At 70.4% G+C, this 16,137-nt stretch carries 14 protein-coding genes and 1 pseudogene; 7 read left to right on the top strand and 8 right to left on the bottom strand.

From position 1 onward, the window contains the following. Positions 1-29: 29 nt before the first annotated feature. Positions 30-914 (bottom strand): RNA polymerase sigma factor SigJ, encoded by an 885-nt coding sequence (gene sigJ / locus Vlu01_RS20970; RefSeq protein WP_204002240.1) that lies wholly within the window; start codon positions 912-914, stop codon positions 30-32. A 177-nt stretch (positions 915-1,091) separates the two neighbouring features. Further along, on the bottom strand, positions 1,092-1,820 hold the full coding sequence (locus tag Vlu01_RS20975; RefSeq protein ID WP_204002242.1) for a CBS domain-containing protein: 729 nt from the start codon (positions 1,818-1,820) through the stop codon (positions 1,092-1,094). Between the two features lie 184 nt (positions 1,821-2,004). Here Vlu01_RS20975 and Vlu01_RS20980 point away from each other — a divergent pair, with 184 nt between their 5' ends. The 4 genes from Vlu01_RS20980 to Vlu01_RS20995 are packed head-to-tail and all read left to right on the top strand — an operon-like array spanning position 2,005 to position 5,408. Further along, entirely contained in the window at positions 2,005-3,015 is a 1,011-nt protein-coding gene (locus Vlu01_RS20980) for a hypothetical protein (RefSeq protein WP_239096030.1), read from the top strand. Continuing rightward, on the top strand, positions 3,012-3,467 hold the full coding sequence (locus tag Vlu01_RS20985) for an ABA4-like family protein (protein WP_204002243.1): 456 nt from the start codon (positions 3,012-3,014) through the stop codon (positions 3,465-3,467). Before Vlu01_RS20980 ends, Vlu01_RS20985 begins: the two co-directional genes overlap by 4 nt. 4 nt (positions 3,468-3,471) lie before the next feature. Continuing rightward, positions 3,472-4,785: a sensor histidine kinase gene (locus tag Vlu01_RS20990; protein WP_204002245.1), complete on the top strand. Its 1,314-nt coding sequence runs from the start codon at positions 3,472-3,474 to the stop codon at positions 4,783-4,785. Next, positions 4,782-5,408: a response regulator gene (locus Vlu01_RS20995; RefSeq protein WP_204002247.1), complete on the top strand. Its 627-nt coding sequence runs from the start codon at positions 4,782-4,784 to the stop codon at positions 5,406-5,408. The genes Vlu01_RS20990 and Vlu01_RS20995 overlap by 4 nt, the downstream gene beginning before the upstream one ends. Before the next feature lie 39 nt (positions 5,409-5,447). Here Vlu01_RS20995 and Vlu01_RS21000 read toward each other — a convergent pair whose 3' ends face one another. Then, positions 5,448-5,750 carry a MoaD/ThiS family protein gene (locus Vlu01_RS21000; protein ID WP_204002249.1) on the bottom strand — a complete coding sequence of 101 codons (303 nt, stop codon included), beginning with the start codon at positions 5,748-5,750 and terminating at the stop codon, positions 5,448-5,450. Continuing rightward, positions 5,747-6,862, bottom strand: a complete 1,116-nt coding sequence (locus Vlu01_RS21005; protein ID WP_204002254.1) for a WD40/YVTN/BNR-like repeat-containing protein — start codon at positions 6,860-6,862, stop codon at positions 5,747-5,749. Before Vlu01_RS21005 ends, Vlu01_RS21000 begins: the two co-directional genes overlap by 4 nt. A 225-nt stretch (positions 6,863-7,087) precedes the next feature. Between Vlu01_RS21005 and Vlu01_RS21010 the strand changes: the two genes are divergently transcribed. Together Vlu01_RS21010 and Vlu01_RS21015 are read left to right on the top strand one after the other, a co-directional pair. Continuing rightward, positions 7,088-7,513 (top strand): hypothetical protein, encoded by a 426-nt coding sequence (locus Vlu01_RS21010; RefSeq protein ID WP_204002256.1) that lies wholly within the window; start codon positions 7,088-7,090, stop codon positions 7,511-7,513. A 15-nt stretch (positions 7,514-7,528) separates the two neighbouring features. Beyond that, entirely contained in the window at positions 7,529-10,126 is a 2,598-nt protein-coding gene (locus tag Vlu01_RS21015) for a caspase, EACC1-associated type (protein WP_204002257.1), read from the top strand. A gap of 63 nt (positions 10,127-10,189) precedes the next feature. On the opposite strand, the gene Vlu01_RS21020 is transcribed toward Vlu01_RS21015, so the two are convergent. The 4 genes and pseudogenes from Vlu01_RS21020 to Vlu01_RS21035 all read right to left on the bottom strand — a co-directional run bounded on the left by Vlu01_RS21020 (position 10,190) and on the right by Vlu01_RS21035 (position 14,469). Next, positions 10,190-10,696, bottom strand: a complete 507-nt coding sequence (locus Vlu01_RS21020) for a hypothetical protein (protein ID WP_204002258.1) — start codon at positions 10,694-10,696, stop codon at positions 10,190-10,192. Continuing rightward, complete coding sequence (locus tag Vlu01_RS21025) at positions 10,686-12,488, bottom strand: RyR domain-containing protein (protein WP_204002259.1); 1,803 nt, start codon at positions 12,486-12,488, stop codon at positions 10,686-10,688. The genes Vlu01_RS21020 and Vlu01_RS21025 overlap by 11 nt, the downstream gene beginning before the upstream one ends. Positions 12,489-12,784: 296 nt before the next feature. Beyond that, a pseudogene (locus Vlu01_RS21030) lies at positions 12,785-12,952 on the bottom strand (arabinofuranosidase catalytic domain-containing protein); the annotation flags it as partial. Positions 12,953-13,179: 227 nt separating this feature from the next. Continuing rightward, positions 13,180-14,469 carry a serpin family protein gene (locus tag Vlu01_RS21035; RefSeq protein ID WP_204002260.1) on the bottom strand — a complete coding sequence of 430 codons (1,290 nt, stop codon included), beginning with the start codon at positions 14,467-14,469 and terminating at the stop codon, positions 13,180-13,182. Between the two features lie 545 nt (positions 14,470-15,014). Between Vlu01_RS21035 and Vlu01_RS21040 the strand changes: the two genes are divergently transcribed. Next, positions 15,015-16,043: a S1 family peptidase gene (locus Vlu01_RS21040; protein WP_204002261.1), complete on the top strand. Its 1,029-nt coding sequence runs from the start codon at positions 15,015-15,017 to the stop codon at positions 16,041-16,043. Positions 16,044-16,137 lie beyond the last annotated feature (94 nt).

A 16,137-nucleotide genomic window follows, 5' to 3' on the forward strand; every position in this document is an offset into this window, starting at 1 on the left:
CCCACCGACGCGAAAGCCCACCACGACGGTCAGTCGGCGAAGGCGGAGAGGTCGAAGCGGCCCAGGCGTTCCGGGTCGGCGATCACGTCGATCTCGGCGATGCGTCCGTCGTGGACGGTGAACGCCATGATCGACAGCGGGCGACCGGACGCCATGACCACCACTCCGGCGCCCCCGTTGATCACCGCGTGACGCGCGTACGGTGAGAATCGGCCGAAGGTCGTGGCCTGTTCGGCCACCTCCCGCGCACTGGTGATCACGGTGGTGTGGCGGGCGCGTGTCGCGCCGCCGTCGGAACGGAGCACCACGTCCGGGTGCAGCACGGCGACGAGCCCCTCGATGTCGCCGTCGCGGGCGGCGGCGAGGAACGCGGTGACGACCGCTCGCTGACGTACGAGGTCGGTGTCGACCGGCGGTGCCTGTCCGCGTACCCGACGGCGGGCCCGGCTGGCCAACTGTCGGGCGGTGGCCGGAGACCGGTCGACCATCGGGGCGATCTCGTCGAAGGGCACCCCGAACATGTCATGCAGTACGAACGCGAGCCGTTCGGGCGGGCTCAGCGTGTCGAGCACCACCAGCAGCGCCAACCCCACCGAGTCGGCCAGCACGGCGGAGTGCTCGGGATCGTCGGGACCGGCCGGTGTGATCACCGGATCGGGCACCCGGGTGTCCAGCGGCTCCTCACGCCGCCGCTGCCGGGTACGCAGGGTGTTCAGGCACACTCGGGCAACCACCGTGGTCAGCCAGGCGGCGAGATTGTCCACCTCGTCGGAGTCGGCGCGGGACAGCCGCAGCCAGGTCTCCTGCACGGCGTCCTCCGCCTCGCTCAGCGATCCGAGCATCCGATAGGCCACCGAATGCAGGTACGGCCGCTGCTGCTCGAAACGTTCGGCCAACCAGGCGGATTCCGCCATGCCACTCCCCTTCCAGAAGGTCCACTCCCTCGACCCCGGCCGGACCGTGGATGTGACATGGGTTCGCCGCCGGCGGAGAGCACCGTGTGCAGGTGGACGTCGCCCCGGTACCGACCAGGGCCCCGGTCCGCCGTGTGGCGGGCCGGGGCCCTCGTCTGGTCGGGATCAGGCTGGGCTTCAGTCACGCGAGGGCCGCAGGAAGTGCTCGGAGGTGTTGAACGTGTAGCCGCGCGAGGCGATCAGGTCGGAGTCGTCACGCTCCCAGGTCAGTTCGTCGATCACCTCGACGACGCCGGCCAGTCCGGCGGTGTGGTCGGCCACGATGCCGGCGAGACTGCGGCTCTCGACGGTGCCGGACAACGTCACCACGCCCTCCGCCACCGCTACCGTCACGCTGCTCGGGTCGATCCACAGGCGGCGCAGGACGTTGTCGGCGACGTCGGCGCTGATCTCCTCGTCCGGGCGGGTGTGGATCCGCAGCAGGTCCTGCCGTGACACGATGCCGACGAGCCGCCGTTCGGCGTCCACGACCGGCATCCGCTTGACCCGTTCCGCTTCCAGCCGCCGGGCCGCCCCGGCGACCGATGCCGCCGGGTCGATCACGATCGCCGGTGCGGTCATCAGGTCGGCGGCGACCTTGGCCTGCGCCTTCGCCGCCACCCGGCGTACGCCGATGAGCCGGCGCTGCCGCTCGTCCCCGGCGGCCTCAATCTTGTGCAAGAGGTCGGCCTCGGACACGACGCCGAGGACGTGCCCCTCCTCGTCCACCACGGGCGCCGCGCTCACGCCACGGCCCACCAGCGCGTCCACCACCTCGCGGTACGAGGTGTCCGGCCGCACCGACACGACGTCGCGGGTCATCACGTCGTCGACTGTCCATTGTGTTTTCTTCTTCGGGGTGGTCATTATGTCGCCTCCTTACTCTGGCCAGGCTGCCACCGTCGCCGACCAGCCACCAGAGGCGTTGGCCCTGATTGCGCGGGACAGTCCTCCTCTCCTACCCAGGTAGGAGGTGGCATCCAACCATCGGCCGCAACCGGGGCCCACGGGCGGGCGACCTCCACTGGCACACCGATCAGCATCTACAGGCATGACTGACAACCTGTCGCGGCGGTCGTACCGGCACCGCCCCCTGATGGTCTTCGTATCGGCGATGGCGGTGCTCGCCGTCGTCTGCGCGGTCGGCATCGTCGCCGACCAGCGGGTCCTGACCGGCGTGCCGATCTGGCTCAAGCCGTTCAAGTTCGCGGTGTCCTTCGTGCTGTACGCCGGCACCCTGGCCTGGCTGCTCTCCCTGCTGCCACGCCGCAGCCGGGTCGCGGAGTGGGCGGCCACCGTGGTGGTCGCCATGGGGGTGGTGGAGATCAGCATCATCGTCGGCCAGGTGCTCCGCGGCACGGCCAGCCACTACAACGAGACCAGCGCGTTCAACGCCGTGCTGTGGCAACTGATGGGTGCGGCGATCATGGTGCTGTTCGTCGCGCACGTCGTCATCGGCGTCGTGGTGCTGCGGTACTCGATCGTCGACCGGGCCGCCCGGTACGCGATCGGGCTGGGGCTCGCGTTAGCGGCGCTCGGCATGCTGGTGGCGCTGCCGATGACGATGCCGGCTCAGGCGCCCCTGATCGAGGGCATCGCCGGGGCACACAGCGTGGGAGTACCCGACGGTGGCCCGGGGCTGCCGCTGCTCGGCTGGAGCACCACCGGCGGTGATCTGCGCATCGGGCACTTCGTGGGGCTGCACGGGCTGCAGATGTTGCCGATCCTGGCGCTGCTGCTGAACCGCTTCGCCGGTGACCGACTGGACGCGCGCACCCGGGCGCGGCTGATGCTCGTCGCGGGCCTGAGCTACGGCGCGTCGACCATCCTGCTGACCTGGCAGGCCCTGCGCGCCCAACCGCTGCTGCGCCCCGACGCGCTCACCCTGACCGTCGCCGTGGCGCTGGCGGTCGCGACCGTCGCCGCCGCCGGTGCGGTGCTGGCGCGACGCCGGGTGCCGACGGCCGGGGCCGCAGACGAGGCTGCCCCGGGCGTACGGCAACCGGCGAGGTCGCACAGCGGCCAGGTCGACGCCGACGAGCCGGTGGAGATGACCGCGTGAGCGCCGTCCTGTTTCCGTTGACCTTCGCGGTGGCGGCGCCGTTCTGGATCCTGATGATCCTGCTGCCGAACTGGGCGGTGACCCAGCGGGTCGTCCGGTCACCGCTGATCGTGACTCCGGCCGTGGTGATCTACGCGATCCTGATCGTACCGGCGTTCGGGGAGGTCCTGCCGGCCGTGGCCTCCCCGACCCTCGACGGCGTACGGGAGTTGCTGGGCAGCGCCGACGGCGCGGCGGCGGGCTGGGCACACATGATCGCCTTCGATCTGTTCGTCGGTCGTTGGGCGTGGCTCGACAGCCGGGAACGGACGATCCCGCCACTGGTGATGGCACCGGTGCTGGTGCTGACCATCCTGCTGGGCCCGCTCGGACTGGCCGCCTATCTGGTGGTACGCACCCGATGGGCCCGCCCGCCGACCACTTCTGACCTCGATCCGCACCCCCTAGGGTGAGGGTGTGGGCTGGATAGGACGGCTGTTCGACGCGCGCGGCAGCTTCACGCGGATGGCGCTGCTCGCGCTCGCCGGCCTGAACTATCTGTTCTTCGGCGCTCAGGTCGCGCCGACGACAACGCAGTGGATCCTCGCGGTGCCTGCCTTCGGGGTCGGGCTGGCGCTGCACCACCGACCGCTGGCCAACCTGCTGGCGCAGACCGCGCTGCTGGCCGTCGCGATCTGGTTGGTCGACGATTTCATGATCAATCAGGTGGGTGCCAGCTGGGCCCTGCTCGAACTGACCATGGCCGCCCGCCGCGGCCGGACCATCTGGCTGGCGGCGGGGCTGTTGGCCTTGGTCGATCTGACCGATTCGATCGGCGATCCGCTGCCGAGGCTGCTCTCCGGCGTGTTCGGGCTGCTGCCGGAGGTCGGCGTGCCGCTGCTGCTCGGGCTGGTCATCCGGACCACCCGGGAGCTTGGCCAGCAGTCGCGGCGGCGGGCCGAGGAGGAGCAGCGACGGCGCGAGTCGGAGAGCCGCGCGGCCCGGGCCGACGAACGCAGCGCCATCGCCCGGGAACTGCACGACGTGGTCGCGCACCATGTCGCGTCGATAGTGCTGCGGGTCGGGGTGGCCCGGCATGTGCTGAGCGACCTTGACCCACGGGTGGGCGCGGTCTTCGACGACGTGCACGGCACCGGCACTGCGGCCCTCGCCGATCTGCGCCGGCTGGTCGCGGTGCTGCGGCACCCCGACGGCGTACGCGGAGATGCCGCGCTGACCGCGATCGAACCGTCGGCGCTGCCCGCCGCGCTCGGTGCCGCCGTCGACCGGGCCCGTCAGGCGGGTGTCAACGTGGTCGCCGACATCGACCCGGCGATCGGCGCCCTCGACGCGGTACGCGGCCTGGCGGTGCTGCGCCTCAGCCAGGAGGCGCTGACGAATGTGGCCAAGCACGCCGGTGCCGCCGCCGTGGCGCGCCTGACGGTCAGCGTGGTCGACGGGGCCGTCCACTGGGAGGTCACCGACAACGGGCATGGCTGGGTGCCCGCCACGGTGCCGGTCGGCGGCGGTCACGGCATCACCGGCATGCGTGAACGGGTCGCCGTTCTCGGCGGCACGTTGGCGGCCGGCCCGACCGACACCGGGTGGCGGGTGGCAACGGTGCTGCCCGCCGGCCACCAGGTGACCGGGCCACCCAGATCGGCGGCGGCACCGGCTGACGTTCCCGCCGCGCCGTCCGCGCCGGATGCATCCGCCGCGACGCCGAACGCCGCACCACCGGGCGGGATGGACCAGACCCGCACCGGGCCGCCGGCCAAGGAGAGCGCATGATCCGCGTCCTGCTGGTCGACGACCAGCACCTCATCCGGGCCGGCCTGCGCATGCTCTGCGACGCCCAGCCCGACATCGAGGTCATCGGCGAGGCCGACAACGGGCGTGACGCGATCACCCTCGCCGCCCGGCTGGTGCCCGACGTCGTGGTGATGGACCTGCGCATGCCGGGCGTCGACGGCATCTCCGCGACCAGTCGGATTCTCGCCGACCGCCCCGCTGCCCGCGTCCTGGTGCTCACCACGTTCGGCGACGACGACCACCTCTACCCGGCGTTGGCCGCCGGCGCCTGCGGCTTCCTGCTCAAGGACGCACCGCCGACCGATCTGCTCGACGGGGTGCGCCGGGCCGCGACGGGCGACAGCCCGTTCAGCCAGGAGGTGCTGCGCCGACTGGTGCAGCGCGCGGTGCACGCCCGCACCGGTACGCCGCCGACGGTCGCCGGGCTGACCGCCCGGGAACAGCAGGTGTTGGACCTGGTCGCCGACGGGCTGTCCAACGGCGAGATCGCGGCACGGCTGCACATCGGCCTCACCACGGTCAAATCCCATGTCACCAGCCTGATGACCAAGACGGGCAGCCCCAACCGGGTCCGCCTGGCGCTGTTCGCCCGTGGCCTGTGAACTGCTGGGTCGGCGGCCACCGCGACTCGCGTGCTCCGGTCAGCCTCCGGCCATCGCACCGAGCACGATGAGCGGCTCCTCGCCGGTGACCACCCGCTCGGGCAGGGGCGTGTCAGGTGAGCAGTTGGACAGATCCTCCTCGCAGGCGTAGAAGCGGACAAAGGCGCGGCGCTTACCGCTGTGCCGGTCACGGATGGTGCCGAGCAGCATCGGGTATCGCGCCTCGATGGCGTCGAGCACCAGGCGCTGGGTGGCCGGCCCGGGGCCGGCCACCTCGACACGCACCTCGCCGGTGACTCCGGCGAGGGTCTTCAGGTGAGCCGGGAGGACGACCCGGATCACGGCAGCACCTGAACTTCCACGGAGAGCACGGGCGGCAGGTCCCGGACGATCGGTGCCCAACTGTCGCCGCCGTCTGCGGAGCGGTAGACCTGGCCACCGGTGGTGCCGAAGTAGATGCCGCAGGGGTCGAGCGTGTCAACGGCCATCGCGTCGCGCAGGATGTTCACGTAGCAGTCCGACTGCGGTAGCCCGACGGTCAACGGCTCCCACTCGTCGCCGCCGGTACGGCTGCGGTAGACGCGCAGCCGACCCTCCGGCGGGTAGTGCTCGGAGTCGCTCTTGATCGGCACCACGTAGATGGTTTCCGGCTCGTGCGCGTGCACCGCGATCGGGAAGCCGAAGTCCGAGGGCAGGTTGCCGCTGACTTCGCGCCAGTTCGCGCCGGCGTCGTCACTGCGCATCACGTCCCAGTGCTTCTGCATGTACAGCGTGTCGGGCCGGGACGGGTGCTGGGTGATGTGGTGCACGCAGTGGCCGACCTCGCTGTCCTGGTCGGGGATCTCCCCCGACCGCAGCCCCTTGTTGATCGGCAGCCAACTGGTGCCGCCGTCGTCGCTGCGGAACGCGCCGGCCGCCGAGATGGCGGTGTAGATCCGACCTTTGTGTACCGGGTCCAGGATGATCGTGTGCAGGCACAGGCCACCCGCGCCGGGTTGCCAGGACGGCCCACTCGGGTGGGTACGCAGGCCGGTCAGCTCGGTCCACTTGCCGCCGCCGTCGGTGGACACGTAGAGCGCCGCGTCCTCCGCGCCCGCGTAGACGGTGTCCGGGTCGTCGCGGGACGGTTCGAGGTGCCAGATGCGCTTGAACTCCCACGGACGCGGGGTGCCGTCGTACCAGAGGTGGTCGCCGACGTCGCCGACGTAGGCGAAGTCGTTGTCGACCGTGTCCCAGGTCCGGCCGCCGTCGTCCGAACGCTGGATCAGCTGCCCGAACCAGCCGCCGGACTGGGAGGTGTAGAGCCGGTCCGGGTCGGCCGGCGACCCGGTGAGGTGGTAGATCTCCCAGCCCCCGAAGTGTGGCCCGTCGACCGTCCAGCTGTCGCGTCTGCCGTCCGAGGTCAGGATGAACGCACCCTTGCGCGTCCCCACCAGTACGCGTACACCACTCATCTGCGCTTCCTCTCGTCATCCGGGCGGCGGCGGTCCGATGTCCGCCGCACCGCCCCTGGTCGGTCTACTCCCTGGGTATGACGAACTGGGATCAGCGAAACGGACAGCACCCGGCGCTGGTCGGCCTCGCCCGGTTTCGGTCGGATATCCGTCACCCGCGGCCCGCACTCGCAATCCGTCGTGGCAGCCCTTGCACGCTGTAGTGACACCGACCACGATGGGATCATGATCGATGAATTGATCTTGCAGGTCGTGTCGGACGAGTCGGCCAGCCACGAGGAGCTGGTCGAGCAGGCGCGCCATCTGAAGGAGCACCTCAACCAGCTCCCGGGCGTCGAGGCGAGCGAGCTGACCACGCCGGCCGCGGCGGGTACCCGCGACACGGTGAGCTACGTCTTCGGCGTACTTGCCCTCGCCGTGTTCACCGTGCCGACCGTCAAGCGGGCGGCGGCGGACATCCGGCACCTGGCCGAGGTCATCAAGCGCTACCAGGAGCGCAACAAGGGCAAACGGCTGCGGATGACCCTCCCCGATGGCACCGAGATCGACGTACGGGACGTGTCGGAGAAGACCCTGGCCGAGCTGATCAAGTCGGTTTCGGCGCCCCGGCAGGGTACGGCGTCAGTGGCCGAGAAGGTCGACGGTGACTGATCCACAGGCGCTCCGGTGAAGCGGGCGCTGCTGATCGGGGTGGGCAGCTACGCCAACGAGGCGCTGCCCACACTCGACTCCCCCGCCAGTGACCTGAAGGACTGGTCCCGGCTGCTGCGAGATCCGACGCTCGGCGCCTTCGACGACGTACGCGATCTGTCGGACGCCGACTCGTACCGGCTCCAGATCGTCCTCTACGACTTCCTGACCAGCGCCGATCCGCACGATTTCCTGCTCGTCTACTACTCCGGCCACGGACGGCTGCATCACGACCACCGGCTCTACCTCACCGCGACCGACACCGACCCCGAGCGGCTTCCACCGACCTCGCTGCCGACCGACGAGCTTCGGCACTGGATCGACGAATGCCGGGCCGGCGAGCTGGTGCTGATCCTGGACTGCTGCCACGCGGGCGCCTTCGGCGACCTCAAGCAGCGCGGCGACCGCAGTCGCATCGTCGTGGTGTCCGCCGGGGCCACCGAGTTGGCGCACGAGGGCGACGGCCACAAGCAGCACGCGCTGCCGTCGGCGTTCTCCGGTCCGTTCCTGGAAGGACTGCGCACCGGGGACGCCGACCGGGACGGCAACGGGATCATCAGCGTCCGGGAGGCGTTCGAGTACGCGGCCGTGCGAATGGTCGACCGGGAACGACGGCAGACGCCCCAGATGCGCGCCGCCGGCGTCGGGGATCTCATCCTCAGCAACGCGCCACGCCGGCCCGAGTTGATCCCGGCGGAGCTGCTGGCGCTCACCCGCAGCCGGCTCGTGGCGGCGCGGGTGCTGGCCGTGGACGAGCTGAGCAACTGGGCGTACGGCCACCAGCGCAGCCGGGAACAGCTGGTTGCCGCCTTCGAGACGCTGGAGACCCTGGCACGGGACCCGGCGGAGCGGGTGGCCGAGCGGGCCCGCCAGGCCCTGTCGGGTCGGCTCCGGCTCACCCGGGCCGAGGTGACGGAGGATCCCGGGCCGCCGGAGCCGCCGGGTGAGCCAGGCTGGGCGGCCGGCAGCATCTTCTACGAGGTCAACGTCCGGTTCTTCTACGACTCTGACGGCGACGGTCACGGTGACCTGCGGGGCGTCACCGAGAAGCTGGACTACCTACGCCGGCTCGGCGTCGACTGCCTGCTGCTCAATCCGATCATGGCGGCGCCGACGCCGGGTGACGGTCGGGCGGCCGCCGACTTCGAGGCGATCGACGAGGGTCTCGGCGCGCCGTCGCACCTGCTGGAGCTGCTCAGCCTCGCCCACCGGCAGGGATTGCGGGTGGTGCTGGATCTGGTCCTGAACCACACCAGTGACCAGCATCCGTGGTTTCAGGCGGCCCGCGACGACCCGGCTGGACCGTACGGGAACTTCTACGTGTGGAGTGACAGCGGCGACGACTACGCCGAGGCCGACGACCCGCTCGACAGCCACGGCGCGGGATGGACCTACGACAACCGACGCCGCCAGTACTACTGGCACCGCTACAGCCGATCAGAGCCGGACCTGAACTACGATTCGCCCGAGGTGCGCGCGGCGATGCGCGACGTGATGGATTTCTGGCTGCGCCAGGGCGTCGACGGGCTGCGCCTGCTCACCGTCCCGTACCTGTTCGAGCGCAGCGGCACCTCCAGCAAGGGGCTCGACGAGACCCACACCTACCTGCGCGAGCTGCGGTCCTGGTTGGACGCCACCTACCCGGACCGGATCCTGATCGCCTGGAGCGAGGACTGGCCGGAGGGAGCCGGCGCCTACTTCGGCACCGTGGAGCACCCGGAGTGCCACCTGGTGATGTACGCCTCGCTGATGCCGAGCCTGCTGCTGGCCATGCGGCGGGAGGCGCACCGGCCGGTGTCCCGGGTGCTGGCGCAGATGGGCGACCAGCCGGCCGACCGCCACTGGGCGGTGTTCCTGCGCAACGGCGACGAGATGCCGCTGGGTCTGCTGCACGAGCGGGAACGCGACGATCTGCTGCACGCGTACGCCCCACTGGCCCGGATGCGGGGTGCGACGGGTATCCGGCGCCGCACGGCGACCCTGCTCAACGACGACCGCGGGCAGTTGGAACTCGCCTTCGCGCTGTTGCTGTCGATGCCCGGTGTCCCGGTGCTGTACTACGGCGACGAGATCGGCATGGGCGAGAACCTGGCGTTGCCCGGCCACCTGGCGTTCAACACGCCGATGCAGTGGGCGCCGGACCGCAATGGTGGCTTCTCGGTGGCCCAGCCGGAGAACCTGCCGGCGCCACCGATCCACGAGTCGATCTACGGCTACATGGCGGTGAACGTGGAGAACCAGCTCCGCTCGCGTTCATCCCTGCTGCACGTGCTCGAGAAGCTGATCGAGACCCGACACGCCTGGCCGGCTTTCTCCCGGCCCGGCTGCCGGATCGTCCGCTCCACCAATCCGGCAGTCCTGGCGTTCCTGCGCGGCGAACCCGGCGACGAGGTGCTCTGCCTGTTCAACTTCTCGCGGTACCCGCAGACCACGACCCTGGCCTTGACCTCGCACGTCGGCCGTCGGCCACGCGAACTGATGGGCGGCGCCGAGTTCCCGCGCGTGCCGGATTCGGGCGAGTACGACCTTGGCGTCGCCGGTCATGGTGTCTTCTGGCTCTCGGTGGCCGAATGAGTCGTCGGTCGCGCCCGGCTTCGCCCGCGCGATCTGGCGGTTGCCGGCATCCGCTGCGGGGCCTCAGGCCTCGCGGGTTCGTCGCGCGTCGGCGGGCCAGATGACGGTGGTGGGGATGCCTCGCTCGCGGGCCCAGCCGACCATCCGGTCGGTTGACGCGTCATGGCAGCCCGGTGCACCGTCCCAGACCGCCAGTAGCCGCTGCACCCGCAGCAGCAGTTGGCGGTTGGCGGCCACGTAGGCTGCCGTGCCGGACGTCCGGTGGCCGGTGTGGATCACCTCGGTCGCCCGGTCGAGCAGCTCGTCGAACGCGGCCCGGCGCGCAGCGGCGATCGTGTCCCGGTAGTCGGGGGCGGGCAGGATCACCTCGTACGTGCCGCCGCAGTCCACCAGCACGCGGGCGAAGATCTGGTCGGTGCCGGCCGCCAGGCAGGTGACACCGTGCACCGGCTGGTCGCTGATCCGGAGCAGTTCGACCCGGATCGCCTCGGCCACCAGCAGCTCGGTGGCCGAGGTCAGGTTGATGTGCCCGGTGATCCCGACGCGGACCGGCACCCGTTCAGACGGCACCGGCGGCTCCTTCCCGCTGGGCCGGCACCGTGGGACTCAGCCGGATCAGCTCGAACCCGCTGTCGGAGAGCACATGGGGCAGTGCCCGGATCTCCTCCCGGTTCTGTTCCTGCACGGCTGCGGGCAACTCGTCCCACGGCCGCAGCAGGTGGTGTCGCTGCCGTGCGTCGTCGCGCGGCTCGCCGTACGTCCAGCCTTCGGAGCGCCGTTCCCGGCACCACCGTTCGTGTTCGAGCCGGGCCAGCTGCTCGACCCGATCGTCGATGGCCCGACCGGCAGCCGAGGCGTCACCGGCACCACCGTGCCGGGGCGCCACCACGCAGCCCAGGTTCAGCAGCTTGGCGGCGATGTCCTGGACGTGGCTGCGGTTGGCGCGGCGCAGCGACTCCGGCAGCCGGGACCAGGGCACCATGGCGGGCGCGTCACCGAGGCGTACCCCGGCCCGTTGCTGGGCGTGCAGGTACCGGAGGTGGATCTGCTGGGCGAGCCGCTCGGTGAGATCCTCGGCGATCAGCCGGGCGTCGCAGGCCTGGGTCAGCACCGGATACAGCCGCAGCTTGCCGTGCACCTCGTCGAGCAGGTCGTGGCGGGCGTCGCCGTGGAACGCGGCGGCGAGCGCGGCCTGCCGGTAGACCGGCACGAAGACGATGCTGCGCGCCCCACGCCACAGCGCGGGGGTGTCCAGCGCGAAGCGCAGACCGCTGATCTCGTCGGTGGCGCAGATGTAGATACGGTCGTAGTTTCCGGCGGCGAACTGGTCCAGCCCGACCAGGCCGTCGATGGTCCGGTCGTACCCGGCCAGCCGGAAGACGTCGTTCAGGAACGGGTAACGGGCGGTGGCCAGGGCGAGTTCGGCGCGGGCGTCCGGTGCCACCAGGTCCACCCGCAGCCGGCGGTCGGATCCGCCCTGATCGACCTGGTGGGCCCGCCAGTGCCGGGCGGTCTCCACCAGCAGGGCTCGACGGAAGCTGCCGTCACCGGCGATGAGGACCGCCATCGGCCGGTCCATGGCAGCCGGTAGCGGATGGTGCCGGTGCAGCGCCCGGGCGGCGATGTCGTCGACGTGGAAGTAGTCCAACCGCAGCCGGCTGGACCCGGCGGCGCCGAGCCGTCGGGCCTGCAACGACAGGCACATCTCCGGGTCGTGGACCTGCACGTAGACCCGGGGCGGGTGCCGCCGGTCCTGGATCAGCCGGTTGGCGGTGTTGGCGATCGCGTGGTTGCGGTCGTCGTCGTCGGTGCAGGCGTAGACGGTGTGTGCCCGGGGCAGGCCGGCGCCGCGCAGCACCTCCTCGTTGGTCGGGTCGCCGACCACGCCGAGGTAGCGGCGTCGGCGGTACTCCAGCGGCCCGAAGGGCTCGGAGCGTACGACGACCACCCGGTTTCCGTCGGCGTGCAGCCGGTCGGCCAGCATGTGCGCGAACTGCGAGTCACCACAGACGACGGCGTGGCCGCTGGCCCGCCGGGCACGCCGTCGGCGGATCTCCGCGGCCAGCAGCAGGCGACCGGCCTCGGCCACCGCCAGCAGGGTGAACAGTGGAGCGACGAACCGGGCCACCTGCAGCTGCCACGGATAGGGGCCGGGTTCCTCGAAGAGCTCGGCGCTGAGGAAGAACAGTTGCAGGTCGTAGTAGATGATGTCGTAACGGTCACCGATGGTGTCGGGCCGGACCTGCGCCAGCCGTTCCAGGCCGACGTAGCCGAGCACCGAGGCGACCAGTCCGATCACCCCGAAGACGACCCGCAACCACCACGCGGCGGGACGGGTCGCAACGGGGGTCGGCTGGGTCATCGCCCGGCTGCCTCGACCGGCCGATGGTACGCACTCGGCCCGCGCCGACAACCAGGTCGGCGCCCCAGCCGCCAGAATATGACCATGGGCGTCATGCTATTGGACAAAGTCGATCACCAAGGTCGGTGACGTGCCCGTCGGCCGGCACTTTTCGCAGGTGCCGCCCCTTTCGCCGACACCGGGTTGTCGGAGTTCGGATCGACATCGTCCGGCGTACCGGTCGGACCGTCGCAACGGCGGTGACGCCCGCGCGTCGATCACCGGCCGGTGTGACCGGTGATCGACGCGGACCGCCGTCAGCGATAGCCGGCGGCGACGATGCTGGCGTGCACGGCGTTCTCGGTGGCGTCGGAGGGATAGCCGGCGACCATGGCGCCCTCGTAGAAGGTGCCGGCGCTGAGGTTGGCTCCGCCGTCTGGTTTACAGCAGTCCCCGCCGCTGCCCAGGATGATCGCGGCACTTTGACCAGGGACGATGGCCTCGGCGATCACCGCACCCGGTGCGGCGACCGCGACCCGGACCTGCGGGGCCAGGATGACCGCGACGGCGGCCCGCTCAGCCGCGTCCAGGCATTGACGGGCCGCCGGAAGGAACGCCTCGCCGGCCGGGGTCAGCCGCACCCGTACGCGACATCGCCGCCGGTGCAGCGGCCTGACGCGGAACGCCATGTCGCCGTCGGCTACTGATCGCGTCAGGCGGTGACCAGCGGGTCGTGCACCCGGCCGAGGAAGAGCGGCACGCCAGTGACCTGGTCGTGGATGATGTACAGGAACGGCCGGTTCACGAAGAACTGCGGTCCCACCGGGATCGACGGCGGCCGGATGATGACCGCCGACGCGGCCGCCGCCTCGACACCCTTCTCGTCCACCCCGATGAAGGTCTCATGCACCACGTCGTCGATGCAGAGATCAGGATCGGTGGTGCTCATCCCGGTGAAGTCGGCGTACGGGCTGAAGGCCGTGGTCATGCCGAGGCCACTGAGCGCGGCGCCCAACTGGGCCGGCAGGCGGAACGTCCACCGGGGCATCCGCAGTTGGATGTCGGTGTACCGGAAGCCGGCGAACAGGGCGCTCAGCCACGCCCCGTCGACGTGGGCCTCGACCGTGGCGAGATCGTCGCGGGTCGGCATGACGATGGCCATGGCCAACCCGTTGCCCGCGAGCGGCACGTCGACAGCCCGCCAACCGTCGCCCAGGAGGTGGCCCATCGGGTCGAACGGACCGCGCATCATCGGCACCTGGACGACGGTGCCGTCGTCCCGGGTGAACGGTTCCTCTGCCGTGGCCCTGGCATTGAACGGGTAGTACCAGGCCGCCTTGAGGTAGGCCGTGTTGGTCAGCATCAGACTGGTGTCGGCGCTCACGGTGCCGGACGCCAGCAGCTCCGGGATCTTCGCGTTGGTGCGATCGGACACCCAGGTGTTGATCTCCTGGCGGGCCGCCTCCGGCGCGCCCCGGAAGTCGACCGGGTGCGGGACGGCACCGTAGTAGCCGGCCAGAGTGTCCTGGAACCCGGATCGCAGCACCAGGTCGAGCCGGGTCCACACGGCGTTGGCCGTGGTCACCCGGGGCTGCCTGACTCCGTCGCCGTCCTGGAACCGGCCGGCGAGCGACTGGTCGACGGTGTTGAGGCCGCTGTCGAGAGTGCCGGGCCGCGGATGCGGCGCGTGCAGCACGGCGTCCATCTCGTCGGCGGTGGTCGATCCGGCGCCGGCCCGGGCCATCGCGAGCGCCAACTGGACCGAGTAGGGCGCGCACACCACGTTGCCACCGGCATGGGTGGACGCCAACGTGTGGTAGAGGTCGGCGGTGAAGCCGCACACCGCGCTCGCGGCGGCCTGCATCGTGGCCGGGTCGGGGGCTACGCGTGCCGGAACCGTCGACGTGGACGATCCGCTGAGCCAATGGGGATGAGCTGGGGCGGCGGTCAGGGCGGCGGTGGCGAGTGGCACCGTTCGGAGAATCGATCGACGCGAGACCATGTCTCGACCATAGAACAGCGCCACGGCGACGCGTAAGGCGAAGGTTCAGGTTTCATCGATGGTCGCCAATCACCGCTCCTTGCATGCGAGGCCCACCGACCCCTGCGGGCAGGTGCCGATCCTGGAGCCGGGCCACGGCACGACCCTGGCCGCCACAGCGCCGTACCGCCTCCTGCCGAGCCTTGGTACAGCAGGCTGCATAGCCGGTAACCGTGAACCTTTTTAGGCTCTTCACATCGGTACGGCGCCACATCCGGTGCGGTCAATTCCCGCGTCATTCACCTGCCAGCAAACACGTCCTGGATTGGACGAAATTTCACCGCACGCGTGCCGCAGGGATTGAGGGTTTCGATTCGCACAGTGGGATCAGCGCAAAGGTCAGGAAGAGGAGAAGGAGACCGTACGTGAAGTCACAAAGAAGGTTGTTCGTCGGTGGTGTCAGCGCACTGATGCTCGTCGGGACGTTCGCCGTCGCCCCGTCCGCTGTCGCGAGCGACGCGGCCGTGTCACTCGCCGCATCACCGGACGGTCCGCCGCCGGAGTTCGTGGCGGCGGAGACCGTCACTCGGCAAGAGACGCTGACCGCCGCGTACGAGGCCGCGGTCGCCGAGACCGACCCGTCCACATTCGCCGGCGGCTGGATCGATCACGCCAACAACACGGTCGTGGTCGCGGTCACCCGCCCTGGTGACGCACCGGAACAGGCCGCCGGCGCGACGGTGCGGGAGAAGGTCGTCACGCGCTCCGCCGCAGATCTGAAGGCGGTGCAGGACAAGGTCGACGCGATCGCCGCGCGGCACGAGGCCGGGGCCGGCTCCTGGTACGTGGACAGCCAGGCCAACGTCGTCAAGGTCGAGGTGGAGGCCGGCGGTTCGAGTCCGGAGTTCCTTGCCGCCGTACGCGCCCTGGGCGACGGGGTCCGCCTGTCGGAGGTACCCGCGGGCCCGGCCGCGATCGGCCGGGAAATCAACAGTGCCGACGAGGTACAGGCCAGCAACGGCATCAAGTGCTCGCACGGGTTCCGCGTCAAGACCTTTGACGGCAAATGGGTTCTGCTCACCGCCGGGCACTGCATTGGGAACGCCCAAGGCAAGACGTGGATACACAATGGCGTGTTGATGGGCACCAGCGGTGACTGGCGCTTCGACGCAAGCGGCGACTGGGGCATCATCCGCTACGACTACAATTCCCGTCAGCACCCCGAACCATGGGTCAATCGGTACGGCCCGTCGACGGTGCAGATCAAGGGGATGGGCCGCGTTCCGGGGCCTGGCTCGCACATCTGCAAGTCCGGGCGTAGCACCAAGACGACGTGCGGTGAAGTGCTACAGCACGACGTGTCGGTGAATTACGGCAGCCCCAAGCGGGTCGTCAAGCACCTGATCTCGACCGATCTCTGTGGCGACAGCGGTGACAGCGGCGGTCCGGTCTACAACTTCGTAACCCCTGCTCCCGGCGTCGTCAGGGCGCTCGGGATGTCGGTGGCCGCCAGCCGCAGCGGTGTCTGCACGCTCTTCTTCCAGCCGCTGGACCGGGCCCTGGCTGCTTCCGGCACCTACTGGGCCGACAACTGACCGCAAATCGGTAGACAGCGCCCGGGCCACGCGACCCGGGCGCACTGCCGGTATCAACCGCTCTGGCTGCTGATGGCACTCGCCGGGGACGCTT

Origin of the sequence: Micromonospora lutea, from assembly GCF_016863535.1 — a bacterium.
GTDB lineage: Bacteria > Actinomycetota > Actinomycetes > Mycobacteriales > Micromonosporaceae > Micromonospora > Micromonospora lutea.